A 15966-nucleotide genomic window follows, 5' to 3' on the forward strand; every position below is an offset into this window, starting at 1 on the left:
GCGCCGATTACTTGGCGTGATGGTCGCCGCGGTCGCCTTGGCCTGGCTTGGCGTCGGCCTTGGCCTTGTGACGGGCGTCGGCCGATAGAGAAGCGCCTTCTTCGACCGAGCTTTTGATCTGACCTTTGTCGTCGCGGCGGATGTAGCGCTTGTCGCCATTGGGGGCGATCTCTTCGCGTTTGGACATGGTTGCCTCCTAAAAACGTATCCTCCTGGAATCCTGGCGGAGTCGGATGGTTCCCGGCGGCCTATTTGGCGACGTGCTCAGGCTCGCCGTCCAGACGCTCGACAACGTCGCCCAATCGGACCAGCCCGCCTCGGAGCACCTTCGCGGTGATGCCGCCCTGTCCCCGCATCGCGTTGTAGCCGCCGACCCCCAGGATCTCCTCCATCCGCGAGCAGGGATGGCATTCGCCGGTCGTCTGGAGGACCGCTTCGCCCACCCGGAAACGCCGCTCCTTGAGCGCCAGGAGATTCAAGCCCTCGACGACAATGTTGCGCCGGACCGCTTCGGGATCAGCCGGCGCAGTCCCAAGGTAGGCGCCGACCGCGGCGAGGTTCTCGACCCCGATCAGCGTGACCTGCCGGTTGCCGTCGAGCTTGCTGTAGCGGTCGCCGGTCACACCTCGGCCGGTCTCCAACTGCATCGCGTCAATGACCACCATCGGCGCGCGACGCTCAGGCCGCAGGCCCAGCCAGATGACGCGGCCGGGACGCACGGGCGCGTCGAGAAGCTTGGCCAGAGAGGATGAAGGGTTGAAGGGCATGGCTTTACAGATAGGCGCGCCGGCTGGATTTGCTTTAGGCGGGAGGATGTCGACTTTCGCGGTGAGATCGTCTTATGAGACGTCGATCTCTTGGATTTCCGCGATGTGTAATCTCTATGCGATGATGCGATCCCGCGCCGAGGTGGCCAGCCTGGCCGGCGCCATGCGCGACCGCAACAACAACCAGCCCCCGCAGCCTGGCATCTATCCGGACTATCCCGCGCCTGTCGTCCTGCGCGGCGATGATGGCCAGCGCGAGGTTCGCGACATGCGTTGGGGCCTGCCAACGCCGCCGAAGTATCTCGAAAAGGAAGCGATCAAACGGCGGGATAAGCTGATCGCCAAGAACAAGCCGTTCGATTGGGATGAGCTTCTGAAGATGGAGCCCGACAAGGGCATCACCAACGTCCGCCAGACCGAGATCAAGCACTGGCAGCAGTGGCTCGGACCCAGGAACCGCTGCTTGGTGCCGATGACCTCGTTCAGCGAGCCCGACCAGGTCGGCGGCAGCCTGAAACCGTTCTGGTTCGCGCTGTCCGAGGACAAGCCCCTGGCCTTCTTTGCCGGAGCTTGGACCCCTCATGCCTGCGTCCGGAAGATCAAGACCGGCTGGGAAGCCTGCGACCTCTACGGCTTCATGACGACCGATGCGAACGAACCGGTGCTGACCTACCACGAGAAGGCCCAGCCGGTGATCCTCACCAAGCCGGAGGAATGGGACCTTTGGCTGAGCGACGCGCCTTGGCCGGAGGTCAGACATCTGCAACGGCCCTTGCCGGAAGGCTCTTTGGTTGTCGTGCCGCCAGAGCCGAAACCCGAACCCACGACGGCCGGTCTCCTGCTTTAGGCGCTGACTGTTAGCGCCAGCGCAGCGGCTGGATCATCGGGTCGAACAGCGGTCTAGAAGAGATCGCCGGATTGTGGCTTGCCCGGCTTTGGTTTCGCCGCGCTCGCCGGCTCCTTCCACGGAAACAGCACCATGTCGGTCGAGCCGCAGCCTCGGTCCTGGCCGCAGGTCAGCTTGGGCAGCAGGTCAATCAACCGTAGGCCCCGGTAGGCGCCGAACTTCTCCTCGATCGCCTCGGGCTTCATCTCGATGGTGCGCGGACAGCTCCGACAGCAGATCCCCAGCGACCAGCCGTTGTCGAGCAGGGTCCCGATCGTGTCGGCGCCGATCATCCAGGGCTTGAAGCTGCGGATCGCCTTTTCTTCCGGCCGCTTGAGCTTGGTCGGCAGGCCGGGCGGCAGGGTCTCCGTCCTCAGGGGTTCAGTCTTTTGCACAGCCACGCTCATTGGGGGCCCTTGACTCTTTCCGTCCAGCAGCAGAACAAATTAGGAACATGCCTACAGTCCTGCCGTTCCGGAGTCCATGCTCGCCAACCCGCCCCCCCGCGCCTTTGAGGCTTTGCGCGTCGAGATCGCTAAGATCGAGGCGCGCGGCCGTGCGGGCAAGGGGGTGCTGGCCTTTGGGATCCCGGAGCTTGATCGGCGCCTCCCCGGCGGCGGCCTCCCCCTCGGAGCCCTGCATGAAGTCGCCGGCGGCGGCGCCGGGGCGGTCGACGGCGCATCGTCGGCCCTGTTCGCCGCCGGCCTGGCCGCCCGCTCCAGCGGCCAGGTGCTCTGGTGCATCACCCGCCCGGACCTTTTCGCCCCGGCGCTGTTCCAGGCCGGGCTGGCGCCGGAGCGGGTGATCTATCTGGAGGCTGGGGACGAGAAGACCCTCCTGGCGTGCTGCGAAGAAGGCCTGCGTCATGGGGGCCTAGGAGCCGTGGTCGGAGAGGTGTCCCGCCTGTCGTCGACTGCCTCGCGACGCCTGCAACTGGCGGCCGAGGCGTCGTCCACCATGGCGATCATCGTCCGGCGTTGGCGGCGTCAGCAGGACGCGGCCGACTTCGGCCAGCCGACGGCGGCGACCACCCGATGGCGAGTCAGCCCCCTGCCCTCTTCACCCCTGCCGACCCCGGGAGTCGGCCGGGCGCGATGGTTTGTTGAGCTCATCCGCTGCAAAGCGGGCGAGCGTCTGGAGTTTGAATTGGAAGCCCCTGATGCGGCGGGTCGTCTCGCTCTACCTGCCGACGTGGCCTACGGACCGGCAGCGGCGCCGTCTTGGGAAAGACGCGCCGCCGGCTGAGGCTCCCGTAGTCCTGATCGGCCGCTCTGGATCGCGGCGCCTGGTGCTGGCTGCCAACGACGCGGCCAAGGGGCTCGGCATCTATCCGGGCGCCGCGGCCGCCAGCGCCCAGGCCATGGCCGCCGACCTCATCATCCAGGACGCCGACCTCGTGGGCGACCGAGACGGACTGGAGAAACTGGCGCTCTGGGCGCTGAAGTCGTTCTCGCCGATCGTCGCCGCCGATCCACCCGACGGTCTGGTGATCGACGCCACGGGCGCCGCCCATCTGAAGGGCGGCGAGGCCGCCTACCTGAAGGACCTGGTCCACCGCCTGGCTGAGGTCGGCGTCGCCGGCCGCGCGGCGGTCAGCGGCAGCTGGGGGTCGGCCCATGCCCTCGCCCGCTACATCGCCAACCCCACCCTCGTGGTAGACAGCGCCGACAGCGGGCGCGCCATCGCCGGCTTGCCCGTCCGGGCCCTGCGGCTGCCGGGCGAGATGATCGACGGCCTCTCCAAGCTTGGCTTCGAGGTGGTCGGCGAGCTAGAGGCCAGCGCGCGCGCGCCCCTCGTCCATCGCTTTGGTCCCGAACTGATGCGCCGGCTCGACCAGGCCTACGGCCGCGCGGGCGAACCGATCGAGCCGGTTGAGGCGCCGGAGCTGGTCCAAGTCCGCCGGGCCTTCGCGCCCGAGCCGATCAGCGCCCCCGAAACCCTGGCCCGCTACACAGTCAAGCTCGTCCAAGCCCTGTGCACGGCACTGGAGGAGCGCGACCTCGGCGTGCGGGTCGCCGACCTGCGCTTTCACCGGGTCGATAACCGCATTGAGGCGGTCCGGGTCGCCACCGCCAAGCCGGTGCGCGATCTCAAGCGCCTGTCGCGGCTGCTGTGCGACAAGATCGAGACCGTCGACCCGGGGTTCGGGATCGAGCAGATGGTGCTGGCGGCGGTCGCCACCGAGCCGCTGGTGTGGAAGCCGCAGGCCAACGACCTGACGACGCCGGCGCCGCCGGATGTCAGCGACCTGATCGACACCCTGGCCAACCGGCTTGGCCAATCGGGTAGGCTCTATCGCCTGGACCCCGGCGATAGCTTCGTGCCCGAGCGCTCGGTCCAGAGGGTCGCCCCGACCGCGATGGCGACCGAACTGGCCTGGCCAGAGAACTGGCCTCGTCCCACCCGGCTGTTGGCCCGGCCCGAGCCGGTGACGGCCATGGCGCTCCTTCCCGATCAGCCGCCGACGGCGTTCACCTGGCGTGGCCAGCGCCGCCGCGTGGTCCGGGCCGACGGCCCGGAGCGCATCCACGGCGAATGGTGGCGCCGGCCCGGCGAACTCTGGGCGGCGCGTGATTACTTCCAGCTTGAGACCGAGACCGGTGAGCGGTTCTGGGTGTTTCGCCGGGGCGACGGCGAATGGGGCCCCTCTGGTGACCTCAGCTGGTGGATGCACGGGCTGTTCGGATGACGCGGCCGAGCTATGCCGAACTGCAGGCGACGTCGCACTTCAGCTTCCTGCGCGGCGCCTCCAGCTGCGAGGAGCTGTTCAGCCAGGCGGCGCTCTGCGGCATCGAGGCGGTCGCCATCTGCGACCACAACACCGTCGCTGGTATCGTGCGCGCCCATGAGGCGGCCAAGGTCACCGGGATCCGGCTGATCGTCGGCTGTCGGCTGGATCTGACCGACGGGACCGGGATCCTCGTCTATCCGCTTGACCGCGGCGGCTATGGGCGGCTCTGCCGGCTGCTGTCGCTGGGCAAGTCGCGCGCCGGCAAGGCCAAATGCCAGATCGATTGGGCCGATCTGGCCCACTACGGCGAGGGGCTGGCGGCCGTCCTGGTGACCATCGAGGCCGACGCCCTCTGCGCCCTGCGCCTCAAGCGCCTGAAGCAGACCTTCGGCGACCACGCCTACCTGGCGCTATCCCGCCGCTACCGGCCGGGCGACGCCAAACGCCTGCACGACCTGTCCAACCTCGCCGTCGCCGCCGGGGTCCTGACCGTCGTCACCAACAACGTGCTGTTTCACGAGCCGGCCCGCCAGCCGCTGCAGGACGTGATGGCCTGCACACGCCTCCGCTGCACCATCGACGAACTGGGCCTGCGGCGCGAAAGCCAGGACGGCAATGTCCTGAAGCCCCCCGAGGAGATGCACCGGCTCTTCCGGCCCTACCCCGAAGCGCTGGCCCGCACCGTCGCCCTCGCGGACCGTCTTCGCTTCTCGCTGGAGGAGCTGGCCTATCAATATCCGGATGAGGTCTCCGAACCTGGAAAGACGCCGCAGCGCACCCTGGCCGAGCTGACCTGGGAAGGCGCCAAGCGGCGCTATCCCGAAGGGGTGCCGGGCAAGGTCATCAAGCTTCTGAAGCACGAACTCGGTCTGATCGAGAGTCTCGACTACGCCCCCTACTTCCTGACGGTGAACTCCATCGTCCGCTATGCGCGCAGCCAGGACATCCTCTGTCAGGGCCGCGGCTCGGCGGCGAATTCGGCGGTCTGCTACGTGCTGGGCATCACCTCCATCGATCCCGAGCGCAACGACCTGCTGTTCGAGCGCTTCATCAGCCAGGAGCGCAAGGAGCCGCCCGACATCGACGTCGACTTCGAGCACGAGCGGCGCGAGATGGTCATGCAGTGGGTGTTCGAGACCTACGGCCGCGACCACGCCGCCCTCTGTTCGACCGTGATCCGCTACCGGGCCCGCGGCGCGATCCGCGATGTGGGCAAGGCGCTCGGACTGCCCGAAGACATGATCAAGGCGCTCTCCAGCCAGACCTGGGCCTGGTCCAAGGAAGGCATCGAGGACAAGCACGCCCAGGAGCTCAACCTCGACACCTCAGACTGGCGCCTCGCCCGCACCCTGGAGCTTGCCCGCGAACTGCATGGCACGCCGCGCCACCTGTCCCAGCATCCGGGCGGCTTCGTGCTGACCCGGGATCGGTTGGATGAGCTCGTCCCCATCGAGCCGGCGCGGATGAAAGACCGTCAGGTGATCGAGTGGGACAAGGACGACATCGACGCCCTGAAGTTCATGAAGGTCGATTGCCTGGCGCTGGGCATGATGAGCTGCATGAAGCGCGGCCTGGACCTGCTGCGTGATCACAAGGGTCAGGACCTGGACCTCGCCACCATCCCGGCCGAGGACTTCCGCACCTACCGGATGATCCAGAAGGCCGACACCCTCGGCGTCTTCCAGATCGAGAGCCGGGCCCAGATGGCCATGCTGCCCCGGATCAAGCCCCAAACCTTCTATGACCTGGTCATCGAGGTGGCGATCGTTCGCCCAGGCCCAATCCAGGGCGACATGGTCCACCCTTATCTGCGTCGGCGCGAGGGCAAGGAGGCCGTCGACTACCCGACGCCCGAGCTGGAACGGGTACTGGGCAAGACCCTCGGCGTCCCCCTGTTCCAGGAACAGGCCATGCGGGTGGCCATCGAGTGCGCCGGTTTCACCGCCTCGGAAGCCGACCAGCTGCGCCGGGCCATGGCCACCTTCAAGTTCACCGGCGGCGTCAGCCATTTCAAGGACAAGCTGGTCGGCGGCATGATCGAGCGCGGCTACACCGCCGAATTCGCCGACAAGACCTTCAGCCAGCTGGAGGGCTTCGGCTCATACGGCTTTCCGGAAAGCCACGCCGCCTCTTTCGCCCTGATCGCCTACGCCTCAAGCTGGCTCAAATGCCATCACCCCGACGTCTTCTGCTGCGCGCTGCTGAACGCCCAGCCGATGGGCTTCTACGCCCCGGCCCAGATTGTCCGCGACGCCCGCGACCATGGCGTCGAGGTGCGGCCGATCTGCGTCAATGCCAGCCGTTGGGACTGCACGCTGGAGCCGACCGGGCGAGAGGATCGCTTTGCGGTCCGGTTGGGACTTCGCATGGTGCGATCCTTGCGCAACGCCGACGGCGCCAAGCTGGTGTTGGCTCGGGGGGAGGTCCCGTTTCGCTCTCTGCCCGAGCTTTGGCGGCGGGCCAGCCTCGGCCGCGGCGCCCTCGACCGCCTGGCCGAGGCCGACGCTTTCCGTCCAGCGTTGGGCCTCGCGCGGCGCGAGGCGCTCTGGGCCATCAAGGGTCTGCGCGACACTCCCCTGCCCCTCTTCGATCTCGGCGAAGAAACGCTCGAACTCAACGAACCCGCCACGGCGCTGAAGCCGATGACGGACGGGCGCGAAGTGGTGGAGGACTACCAGACCCTGGGTCTCAGCCTGCGCGCGCACCCGGTAAGCTTTTTGCGGCCAGAGCTGAAGGCGCGCGGCATCGTCCCCTGCGCGCAGGCCAGCGGCGGGCGCGACGGGCGCTTTCTGAAGACCGCCGGCCTGGTGCTGGTTCGCCAGCGTCCCGGTTCGGCTAAGGGCGTGATGTTCATCACCATCGAGGACGAAACGGGCGTCGCCAATCTGGTGGTGTGGGAGAAGGTGTTTGAGAAGTACCGGCGGACCGTTCTGAGTGGGTCAATGCTGATGGTCGACGGGCGGGTTCAGCGCGAGGGCGAGGTGGTCCACCTGATCGCCTACAAGCTGGAAAACCTGAGCCCTCTGCTCTCCAGTCTTGGCCAGCGCCAGGCGCCGTTCCCGCTGCCCCATACCCCGGCGGATGAAGGCCGCCGCGGCCCCCATGGACCAGACCCTCGCGGCGTACATCCCGTGCGGGACATCTACGTCCCCGACCTGCACATCGACACGCTCAAGCAGAAGCCTCGGGATTTCCGCTAGGCCGGTCGAGGCCTAATGTCCGCTGGCGGCCCGGACATGGGCCGACCACGCCGCCAGGATCGAACCCTCCTCGGGATCCGTCTCCGTCACGGCAAGCGCGAAGGTGTCCAGCAGAGACGCAAACTCGCCTGTCTTCACGACGCCGGCCCGCTGCAGCAAGCTGGCCAAGAACACCACCAGCTTTCCCTGCGCCCCGACGAGATCGCGGATGTCGCTGTCTTCGTCCAAGCCACCCGCTCCTGACCCCTCGGAAATGAATAGAATACTCCGTGGTGGAATACTCTACATCGCCGTGCTCTCTCGTCGATGGAGAGTCGGGAAATATTGGCCGCGAATCTGAAGCGGCTCAGGAAAGCGAAAGGGCTGTCCCAGGAGGAGCTCGCGCATCGGGTCGGTATTGACCGGACCTATGTCAGCGCCCTGGAACGCAAGGTCTACGCCGCCAGCATCGACCTCGTCGACCGGCTGGCCAAGGCGCTGGACGAGGAACCGCGGGCCTTGCTGACCGCCCAGACGCCGGAGCCTTCCGAAAACACCTAGGCGTCCACGCTTTCCAACCGGTACGCCTCTCCGTCCCATCCCAGCACCCGCGTCACCGACCGGATGCGACGGCCCGTGGGCGTGCGCTCGATGAAGACCACCAGGTTGATGGCCTGAGCGATGGCGCGATAGGGCACGCGCTGCGTCACCTCGCCGATCAGGTCTTCCAGACGCGTCAGGGCCTCGGCCGCGCTGTTGGCGTGGATCGTCGCCAGGCCGCCCGGGTGCCCCGTGTTCCACGCTTTCAAAAGGTCCAGCGCTGAGCCGTCGCGGACCTCGCCGATGATGATCCGGTCGGGCCGCAGGCGCAGAGTGTCGCGCACCAGGTCGGTCATGGTCACCGCCGGCTCCGTGCGCTTGGTCAGCATTTCGAGCTTGTCCGCCGCGGCGCACTGCAGCTCGGCAATGTCCTCGATCAGCACCACGCGGTCCGCCGCGAATGCCGGTTCGGCGAGGATGGCATTCGCCAGCGTGGTCTTGCCTGACCCGGTGCCACCGGCGATCAGCAGGTTCTGGCGGCTTTCAGCGGCCACCCGGAGCAAGGCCGCCTGCCCGGCCGTGAGGATGTGCTGGGCGACATAGTCGTCCAGCGTAAAGACCACCTCCGGCCGCTTGCGGATGGCGAAGGCCGGGCTGGCCACGATGGGCATGAAGGCGCCCTGAAAGCGCTCGCCGGTCTCCGGCAGGGTGGCGCTGATCCTCGGCCGATCACGGGTCACCACCTCGCCGACATGGTCCGCCAGCAGGCGCAGGATGCGGTCGGCGTCAGAGGCCGCCAGGCTCTGGCCGGTGAAGGAACGCCCCTCCCCGATCCGGTCGATCCAGATCTTGCCATCTGGATTGACCATGACCTCCACCACCAGACGGTCGGCCAAAGCCTCGGCGATGACCGGCCCCATGGCCTGGCGTAGCGCGGCGACCTTGCGGTCAGCGGTCACCGAGTTCGTCGCGGTCATGCAAAGCTCCTCAAACCAAGCCGTCGTCGTCCGCGGCCGTGCGGATCGCGTGCGCGGCGTGGAACGTCGCGTAGTCGTCGGGATCGATCCCCGCCGGCGCGGAAGGCGGAGCGACGCCGACAAAGGCAGGCGGCGGATCGCCGACTGCGCGCACCCCCAGCCAGTCGATGTGGGCGCGCCCCGGCAGGTCCGGGGCGCCGGGCATCTGCTGGTAGGCGGCAGGCTGGCCATGGAAGTAGTCGCCAGTCCGCGCCTTGAAGAACGGCTCCTCGTAGTAGCGGATCTTGTCCGCCCGGATCGGCTTGCAGTTGTTGACGAACAGGAACTGCTGGCGGTCATCGAGCCCGCGCACGTCCTCCTCGGAGAGGATGTAGCGCTGCTGCTCGGACTGCGAGGTCGAACGGTGCGCCCGGCTGAACAGGCTGCGCGGGTCGCTGAAGCTGTCGCGCAACTCCAGCGCCTTGCCGGCGCGGCGCGTGACCTTCTCGATGCTGGTCGGCTCCGACGTCGCAAAGGCAGCGGTGATGTGCATGTTGTCGAAGAGCGAGGTCTTGTCGCCGTACTTCGAGAACACGTCGTTGAAGCTCTGGCAGATCAAGTGGGCCGTGATCCCGTAGCCCGCCATTTCGCCCATCGCGTTCTCGAGGAACGGGAGGGCCCCAAGCTTCGGAAACTCGTCCAGCAGCAGTAGCAGCCGATGCAGCTTTCGCCGCCCGCGACTGTCGGCGTGCTCGCTCTCCATCAGACTATTGATGGTCTGGCGGGTGAACACCCGCACCAGGAACGCCAGCCGGTCGGCGTGGGCCTGCGGGGTGATGATGTAGAAGCTCACCGGCGCGGCCGAGCAGACCAGGTCGCCGATCGAGAAGTCCGACCAGCTGGTGGCGTATTCCACCAACGGATCGGCCCAAAGAGTCAGCGAGGACCGGCAGGTCGCCAGCACGCTCGACTTCACGCGCTCGTCCATGCTGGCCAGCGATCGGGCGCCCAGCAGGACCTCCGGATGGATCTCCGGGATCGGCTGTCCCTCGCCGTCACGGGCCAGCCCGTCGGCCGCATGTAGGTCCGGGCGATGACGGTGATGGGTGTGCATCATCGCGTGCAGGGTCGGCTCGATGTTGATCATCAACCGGCGCACCTGGGCGAGGTTTTTGCGCTCGTCAGGCTCGGTGTAGAGGACGTGCAGGATCACCGCGGTGAAGAAGTCCGTCGCGCTCTGATCCCAGAAGCTGAGGTCACCGGCTTTGCGCCCCAGCGGATCCACGAGGATCCCGACCACGTTCTGGATGTCAGCGATTTCCATAAGGCCCTTGCGCACCTCGAACAGCGGGTTCCAGCGCACCGTGTTCGGGTCCGTGGGCGCGAAATAGAAGACGTGGCTGAACTGCTTCCGATGGTCGGCGGTGATGTGCCAGAGCTCTCCCTTGCGGTCATAGGCAAAGACGCTCTGCGGCCATGCCGTCAGGGTCGGGATCACGTGGCCGGCCCCCTTGCCGCTCCGCGAGGCGCCGACGATGATGGCGTGCTCCACGCCGTCATAGGTCAGGTATCGGCCGTCGAACCGGCCCAGCACCCGCCCGCGTATCGCCCCCTTGGGATCGATCAGCTTGGCGCGCCGGACATCCTCGGCGCCCGCCCAGGCGTCGGCCCCGAACGCCGGCGGGCTGCGGCGGAAACGGCGGGCGGCCCCGATCGCCATCCCGACCGGGATCATCGCCGCCGCCAGGCCCCAAAGGCTCGCCATGTCGAACGCCTTTGGATAGCGCCCGGCATAGTGCGCGTACCATCCCAGGATCGCCCAAGGCGGATAGATCCGCACACCCCCGAGATCGACCAGGCCGCCGCCGAATTCATGCGGGTAGTGGAAGGCCCCGGCGACCTGCTGCGTCGCTGTCATCAGCCCGGCCGCAAGCGCCAGAGCGGCCAGCGGTATGACGACGCGGGAACGCTTGGACAGGGTCACGGCGGGCTCCTATCGGCCTGGGAAAAGAGTGCGGATCAGGCCGCGCCCTTCGTTGCGGTTGAGGCGGTCGATGGCGGCCTTACGCGCCGGCGCCGGGTAGCGGGCGAGAGCCTCGCGCGCGGGCGATCCCACATCGCGAATGAAGCGAGTCGCGTCCGGTGAATGGGCAGGAACACGGAGCTGCCGCTGGCCAAGTTCCCGGGCCACGACAAGGTCATTGACCGTCCGTGTCGCCCCCTCGATCCGCCGATCCATCCGCTTGATCTTGCGCACCAAGGTGCGCCGCTCGCGGGCCGCATCCGCCGCCCGGTCGAGGTCGGGCTGGCGTCGCGCTGCGACCGCCGCTTGCCCAGCAGGTGAGCGCAGCCACGCCTGGCGAAACTGCAGCCGCAAGTCGGCGCGCCGCGCGTCCTGACGGACCTTTGCCAAGGCGTTCAGCTCAGCATGCTTGGCCCAGATCATGCGCGCCGGATTGCGGATCCAGGCAACGAGGCCGAGCCGCTGGTTGCGTATCCGAGCGACCCGCGCCTCCGTCCGCTCCAAGCGCGCCTGGGCCGTCTTCTGGGCCTGGGCATCGTCCCGCAACAACTCCGCCGCGACCCGCCGTTCACCCGCGACGGGCGGGCCGGCGAGCGCCTGGCGTTGGGCCTCCCAAGCGGCCCGCTCGGCCATCAGGCCGTCGCGCACGCGTTGCCCTTCTGCGACCAGCGCATCGATCGGAGCATCGACCGGGGGCGCTGTCGCTGCGAGCCGATCGGCGGTGTCCGAATAGTCGCGGCGCGAGCGTTGCGCCTCAGCGTTTCGCGCGTCGACGTCACGGTTCCGATCGCCCCGATCAGTCGCTTCGTTGCGGCGCTCCATGGCCGTCACGGACGGCCCCAGATGCTCGGTCGGAGTTCGGTCTATGCCCTGCTCGGCGAGGCTGAGATGCGAGACCTGTGGCGCGTCTGGTCCCAGCTGACGACGCAGGTGTTCGTTCTGGATTTCAGCCCACCCGGCGCGCCAGTCGCGGACCTGCTGCGGCGACCACCAGGATGGGTCCTTACGCCCGAATCCATCCGGCCCGACCCGCCGCGTGGTGACCAGGACGTGGGCATGGAAGTTGCGCTGGTCGCCCTCTTTTCCGGGCCGGTGCATGGCGATGTCGGCGATCATTCCGCGCGCGACCACATGCTTGGCGACGAAGTCCTGGACCAGGGCGCGACGCTGCTCGAAGTCGAGTTCGTGGGGTAGCGCCAGGAGGATCTCGCGCGCCGGTACGGCGTCCTTCCGGCGCTCGCTTTTCTCGGCCGCGTTCCAGAGCACCTCGCGGTTTTGAAAGGCCGCAGGCGCGTCGGCTGGCGCCAGGATCTCGCTGTGCTCGATGCCCGACTTTCCGGCGAAGTCGAATTCCATCGCCAGGCGCTCGTCAGTCAGAAGCTGGCCTGAGCGGTAGGCGGCGGCAGCCACAGTCGAGCGCCCGGCGGCGCGCTGGATGGTCTGGACCTGACACAGATACGACGCCACCGCGCGCGTTCCTCTTGAACGGCCTGTGGCCGGGGATCGCTAAGGGCAACGCCCTTGGCTCAAACCGACCGGCAGGCCTTGGCCTGGGTGTGGTTGAGGGTGTCGGGCGCCGCCTGACCGCGGGGTTGGTGGGCGTAGCCCAACCAACCCGTATATGCGCCATTGTCCTCAACTTGCCTCAACTTGCCTTGACCACCACCATGGACCAGAACGCACGATATTGGTAGGAAAAGTGCGTAGTGCGGTTTCTCGCCCGCTTTTCTGCTGTGGTGACGGATATGGACAAGAGACGTCGCAACGCCCGGCCGTCGAAATATCGGCCCCGGACCGATGCCCAGAAGCAACGGCGCCAGCAGCTTTGGGACGCGCGGGCTGAAGCTCGAAAACGTCGCCAGACTGCAGACGATGAAGCCCGATGGCTGGCGCGACTAGCTGAGTTGGAGACGGCGTTACGCGATCATGGCCACAACGGGATTCATGGTCGGCGTCACACCCGTCCCCTCGATAGCATCACCGACGACGCCGAGCGCTTCGGCGTGCTGAAGGCGCGCGTCGAACGGCTCGAAGCCTTGTGGTCGATCGACCGCCGCAAGCGCGAAACGCGCGGCAAGATCATCATCGGTGGCGCGCTGCTTGCCGAACTGATCGACGCGACGTTGACCGGCGATCGCACCTTGCTCACCACGGTCCTGGACATCCTCGATCGGCGCGTGGATCTCGCTCGCGATCGCCTCACGGTGCGTGATCTCTTGGGCGATGCGCCCCTGCCCCTTCGCCCCGGCGGCGAGGTCGCTGAAGACCTATCGACGGCCCTTCAGACCATGGCTAACGACACGCCGGATTTCGATGCTCTGGTGCAGGAAGCCATGGCCGAAGAAAACGATTTTCGCCCCTCCGACATCGACGGCGACTACGCCGACCTCGACCCCGTCTGGCGGCGCGAAGCCTAAGGTTCGCCGCTCTTGACGCGCCCGTCGCGGGACACAAACAAGGCGCGCGAAGGATCGCCCGAAGGCGCGACCAGAGATGTCGTCGGCGGACCCTGCGGCTGATCCTCGGCCGCCGGCCCATTGTCACCAGCCGATGCCGGTCCGACGCGGTTTTCCCCGACGAAAATCGTATCAGGTTGAGCCAGCCGACCGCCCACTCCACCGGCGCGGCCAGGACCGCCTCCCCGCCCCGTCTCGGCATAGAAGCTATGCGCTCCGATCACGGCCGAGGGCGCCGCGCCGCCGAAGTTCACGAGGCCGGCGGAGACCTGTCCGGCGCGGGCCCGCCCCGCGACGATGACAGGGTTCTGGAAGTAGCGCGCGCCATGCGTGAGGTCCGGCAGGCGGCCTTCCAGCGCCAGGTTCAGGATCGTGTCGATCCGAGCCTGGGCCGCAGCCGAGACCGGCGGCAGGCTGCGCCAATCGCCGCCCGCTCGCATCACCGGCTCAAACTGCGACCGCGCGTTGAGCACGGCATCGATACTGCTGCCCCATCGCCCGTCCTGCAGCCGGTTCAGGATCGTGTAGACGACCCCCGCAAGGCCGGAGTCACCCTGGTTGCCGGCCTCGGCGTAGGCCACCCGGGCTATCCCGTCGCGTGCGCCTGGAGCGGCAATGGCACGCCCGAGGCCGACGTCAAACTGTGGGGTGGTCGGCAACATCGGCGAGACCGCGACCGCGGGGCAAGTCACCCCCTCGGGCAGCGGCCCGTTGACCTGCCCGCGCGCGAGGAGCGCGCACAGTCCGGCGATGGCGGCAGGGTCCATCACTGGCCCCCTTGCGAGGCGACCACGAGGGGCGCGTAGACGCCCAAAACGTCCTGGCGGTCGATGAGACCGAAGTAGCGGCTGTCGAAGCTATTGGGGACCCGGTCGGAGAAGACGAAGAGTTCGCTCGCCCCGAGCCGCCGGCACCCCTTCCAATGCGGCAGCGCCCTGCCCTCCCGGTCCGCCCGGACGATTGGGCCCCGGTCGCGGCCGGCGATGACGAGGCGACCGTCCCGGGCGCAGACCTGGTCGCCGGGCCCAGCCGCTACGGTCTTCAACATTGGCACCCGGCGCAGATAGGCGAGGTGCGCGTCCGCATAGGGAAAGGCGGCCGCAGGCGCCTTGAAGGCGACGAGACGCCCTACGGCCGCGGCCGCGTCGATCCGCCTGTAAAGTCCTTCAGGCTCGCTGGCCGTGGTGTTGATGAGAACCTGTGGAGCCGTCGCCAGGAGCGCCGACAGCGCGATAGCGACGCCGATGCTAAGCCCGGCGACCCGACCCCATCCGGCGATATGCGGCTGCGGGGTTAGAGCGGAAACGGAGGATGCAGTCATTGGGAACGTCCGGGACACGCCGGTGATACGACTGACGCACTATTTCACCGGTAATAGTGCGTTGCAATCGTGACCATAGAGGGCTGTCGCCTCCGTGCTCCGAGTTACCGACGCGCTCGCCGGTCGTTGACGCGTCCTATCCGCCCCGCTTGTGCAGGCGGACGTTCTGCGCCTTCCACTGGAGCATCGGCATCGCGGCGATGCGGGCCTGGATGTCCGGGCCGACCGCGAGGCTAGAGGTGTCGATTTCCCCACGATCCAGCACGCCATCGAGGAACGCCGTCTCCTCCGGGGACAGGGCGAACAGGGGCGCGAGGCGCGCCCGGCAAGCCGCGACCGATTGTGCGATCCACGCCTCGACGCCCCCGGCGGCCTCGAACGCGTTCTGGGGCAGACAGATTGCCAGCTTTTGGCGCAGCTCCTTCGGATCGCCGCCGATGTCGTCGATCGACGCCAGGCGCCAGTCACGTCGGCCAGATGCGCCATAGGCCAACATGGCCGCCTTGATGCGCGTCCAGTCGAGATCGGGGATGTCGAGGATGCGGCGGGCGTCGAACAGGTCGCGGGCCGCCGTCCGATCAACCAGAGCCACCAGTTTGCTGGCTACCACCTCATGCAGGTTCAGGACCGCAATGCCCCTCGCCTGCACATCCGCGAGCGCGACGGAGTCGAGCCGATCGACGCCGAAAAGCGGCTGGCGCGCCATGTAGTTGACGTCGACCTCCAGCGTCGCGCCCCCGCCCAGCGCCGAGGTGAAACGCCCGATCCACTTGCCGCCAGCATGCTCGTCTGGCTGGCGGCGGATGGCGTAGCCCATCGCCGTCAGGAGCCGGTTCAAGGCGGCGTCAATCGCGGGCCGCTCGGCCTCCATGGTCGCCCGATCAAGGGGGCCGACGTAATTCAGATCGATATCGACCGAGAGCCGAGCGAGCCCGCGATGGAAGACGTTGAGCGCAGTCCCGCCCTTGAGCACCAAGCGATCGGCCAGGACCTCATCGCCCGCGATCTCCTGCAGGACGTCGAGGAGCCGCATGACCTTCTCCAGCGTGCCGGGCTGCAGGCCGGTCTCGCTCGCGAGACGCTGCAGGGTCTGCGCTGAAGGCGCGG

The 15966-nt window shown here is 67.7% G+C and carries 16 protein-coding genes; 6 read left to right on the top strand and 10 right to left on the bottom strand.

Features of this window, described 5'->3' with window-relative positions; genetic code table 11:
• Positions 1-7: 7 nt before the first annotated feature.
• Positions 8-187, bottom strand: a complete 180-nt coding sequence (locus E8A49_RS12790; protein WP_293381586.1) for a hypothetical protein — start codon at positions 185-187, stop codon at positions 8-10.
• 61 nt (positions 188-248) lie between these two features.
• Positions 249-767 (bottom strand): MOSC domain-containing protein, encoded by a 519-nt coding sequence (locus E8A49_RS12795; protein ID WP_293381588.1) that lies wholly within the window; start codon positions 765-767, stop codon positions 249-251.
• Between E8A49_RS12795 and E8A49_RS12800 the strand changes: the two genes are divergently transcribed.
• Complete coding sequence (locus E8A49_RS12800) at positions 766-1614, top strand: SOS response-associated peptidase (RefSeq protein ID WP_293381633.1); 849 nt, start codon at positions 766-768, stop codon at positions 1612-1614. The genes E8A49_RS12795 and E8A49_RS12800 overlap by 2 nt on opposite strands.
• A 53-nt stretch (positions 1615-1667) precedes the next feature.
• On the opposite strand, the gene E8A49_RS12805 is transcribed toward E8A49_RS12800, so the two are convergent.
• Positions 1668-2060, bottom strand: coding sequence for a hypothetical protein (locus E8A49_RS12805; RefSeq protein ID WP_293381591.1), 393 nt, complete (start codon positions 2058-2060; stop codon positions 1668-1670).
• Between the two features lie 76 nt (positions 2061-2136).
• Between E8A49_RS12805 and E8A49_RS12810 the strand changes: the two genes are divergently transcribed.
• The 3 genes from E8A49_RS12810 to E8A49_RS12820 are packed head-to-tail and all read left to right on the top strand — an operon-like array spanning position 2137 to position 7584.
• Complete coding sequence (locus tag E8A49_RS12810; RefSeq protein ID WP_293381594.1) at positions 2137-2898, top strand: damage-inducible protein; 762 nt, start codon at positions 2137-2139, stop codon at positions 2896-2898.
• On the top strand, positions 2813-4342 hold the full coding sequence (locus tag E8A49_RS12815; protein WP_293381597.1) for a DNA polymerase Y family protein: 1530 nt from the start codon (positions 2813-2815) through the stop codon (positions 4340-4342). The genes E8A49_RS12810 and E8A49_RS12815 overlap by 86 nt, the downstream gene beginning before the upstream one ends.
• Positions 4339-7584 carry an error-prone DNA polymerase gene (locus E8A49_RS12820; RefSeq protein ID WP_293381600.1) on the top strand — a complete coding sequence of 1082 codons (3246 nt, stop codon included), beginning with the start codon at positions 4339-4341 and terminating at the stop codon, positions 7582-7584. The genes E8A49_RS12815 and E8A49_RS12820 overlap by 4 nt, the downstream gene beginning before the upstream one ends.
• 12 nt (positions 7585-7596) lie before the next feature.
• Here E8A49_RS12820 and E8A49_RS12825 read toward each other — a convergent pair whose 3' ends face one another.
• Positions 7597-7812, bottom strand: coding sequence for a hypothetical protein (locus tag E8A49_RS12825; protein WP_293381603.1), 216 nt, complete (start codon positions 7810-7812; stop codon positions 7597-7599).
• A gap of 96 nt (positions 7813-7908) precedes the next feature.
• Between E8A49_RS12825 and E8A49_RS12830 the strand changes: the two genes are divergently transcribed.
• Positions 7909-8124 carry a helix-turn-helix transcriptional regulator gene (locus tag E8A49_RS12830; RefSeq protein WP_366928820.1) on the top strand — a complete coding sequence of 72 codons (216 nt, stop codon included), beginning with the start codon at positions 7909-7911 and terminating at the stop codon, positions 8122-8124.
• On the opposite strand, the gene trbB is transcribed toward E8A49_RS12830, so the two are convergent.
• Genes trbB through mobQ form a run of 3 tightly spaced genes read right to left on the bottom strand, consistent with a single transcriptional unit; the run spans position 8121 to position 12549 of the window.
• Complete coding sequence (gene trbB / locus E8A49_RS12835; protein WP_293381609.1) at positions 8121-9080, bottom strand: P-type conjugative transfer ATPase TrbB; 960 nt, start codon at positions 9078-9080, stop codon at positions 8121-8123. The genes E8A49_RS12830 and trbB overlap by 4 nt on opposite strands.
• 10 nt (positions 9081-9090) lie before the next feature.
• Positions 9091-11043 carry a type IV secretory system conjugative DNA transfer family protein gene (locus E8A49_RS12840; protein ID WP_293381612.1) on the bottom strand — a complete coding sequence of 651 codons (1953 nt, stop codon included), beginning with the start codon at positions 11041-11043 and terminating at the stop codon, positions 9091-9093.
• A gap of 9 nt (positions 11044-11052) precedes the next feature.
• Entirely contained in the window at positions 11053-12549 is a 1497-nt protein-coding gene (gene mobQ / locus E8A49_RS12845; RefSeq protein WP_293381615.1) for a MobQ family relaxase, read from the bottom strand.
• Positions 12550-12788: 239 nt separating this feature from the next.
• Between mobQ and E8A49_RS12850 the strand changes: the two genes are divergently transcribed.
• Positions 12789-13499 (top strand): hypothetical protein, encoded by a 711-nt coding sequence (locus E8A49_RS12850; RefSeq protein WP_293381618.1) that lies wholly within the window; start codon positions 12789-12791, stop codon positions 13497-13499.
• Here the strand turns inward: E8A49_RS12850 and E8A49_RS12855 are convergent.
• The 3 genes from E8A49_RS12855 to E8A49_RS12865 all read right to left on the bottom strand — a co-directional run.
• Complete coding sequence (locus tag E8A49_RS12855; RefSeq protein WP_293381621.1) at positions 13496-14305, bottom strand: cell wall hydrolase; 810 nt, start codon at positions 14303-14305, stop codon at positions 13496-13498. The two genes, E8A49_RS12850 and E8A49_RS12855, sit on opposite strands and share 4 nt — an antisense overlap.
• Entirely contained in the window at positions 14305-14859 is a 555-nt protein-coding gene (locus tag E8A49_RS12860; RefSeq protein ID WP_293381624.1) for a S26 family signal peptidase, read from the bottom strand. Before E8A49_RS12860 ends, E8A49_RS12855 begins: the two co-directional genes overlap by 1 nt.
• 136 nt (positions 14860-14995) lie before the next feature.
• A partial coding sequence (locus E8A49_RS12865; RefSeq protein ID WP_293381627.1) for a nucleotidyl transferase AbiEii/AbiGii toxin family protein occupies positions 14996-15966 on the bottom strand: 971 nt, incomplete at its 5' end.

The sequence above is a fragment of the Phenylobacterium sp. genome (assembly GCF_004799515.1).
GTDB lineage: Bacteria > Pseudomonadota > Alphaproteobacteria > Caulobacterales > Caulobacteraceae > Phenylobacterium.

Excerpts from the sequence above, each read along its gene's own strand:
- E8A49_RS12815 (WP_293381597.1), top strand. The coding sequence starts at position 2,813 with ATGCGGCGGGTCGTCTCGCTCTACCTGCCGACGTGGCCTACGGACCGG.
- E8A49_RS12820 (WP_293381600.1), top strand. The coding sequence starts at position 4,339 with ATGACGCGGCCGAGCTATGCCGAACTGCAGGCGACGTCGCACTTCAGC.
- E8A49_RS12790 (WP_293381586.1), bottom strand. The coding sequence starts at position 187 with ATGTCCAAACGCGAAGAGATCGCCCCCAATGGCGACAAGCGCTACATC.
- E8A49_RS12800 (WP_293381633.1), top strand. The coding sequence starts at position 766 with ATGGCTTTACAGATAGGCGCGCCGGCTGGATTTGCTTTAGGCGGGAGG.
- E8A49_RS12810 (WP_293381594.1), top strand. The coding sequence starts at position 2,137 with ATGCTCGCCAACCCGCCCCCCCGCGCCTTTGAGGCTTTGCGCGTCGAG.
- E8A49_RS12855 (WP_293381621.1), bottom strand. The coding sequence starts at position 14,305 with ATGGACCCTGCCGCCATCGCCGGACTGTGCGCGCTCCTCGCGCGCGGG.
- E8A49_RS12805 (WP_293381591.1), bottom strand. The coding sequence starts at position 2,060 with ATGAGCGTGGCTGTGCAAAAGACTGAACCCCTGAGGACGGAGACCCTG.
- E8A49_RS12860 (WP_293381624.1), bottom strand. The coding sequence starts at position 14,859 with ATGACTGCATCCTCCGTTTCCGCTCTAACCCCGCAGCCGCATATCGCC.
- E8A49_RS12795 (WP_293381588.1), bottom strand. The coding sequence starts at position 767 with ATGCCCTTCAACCCTTCATCCTCTCTGGCCAAGCTTCTCGACGCGCCC.
- trbB (WP_293381609.1), bottom strand. The coding sequence starts at position 9,080 with ATGACCGCGACGAACTCGGTGACCGCTGACCGCAAGGTCGCCGCGCTA.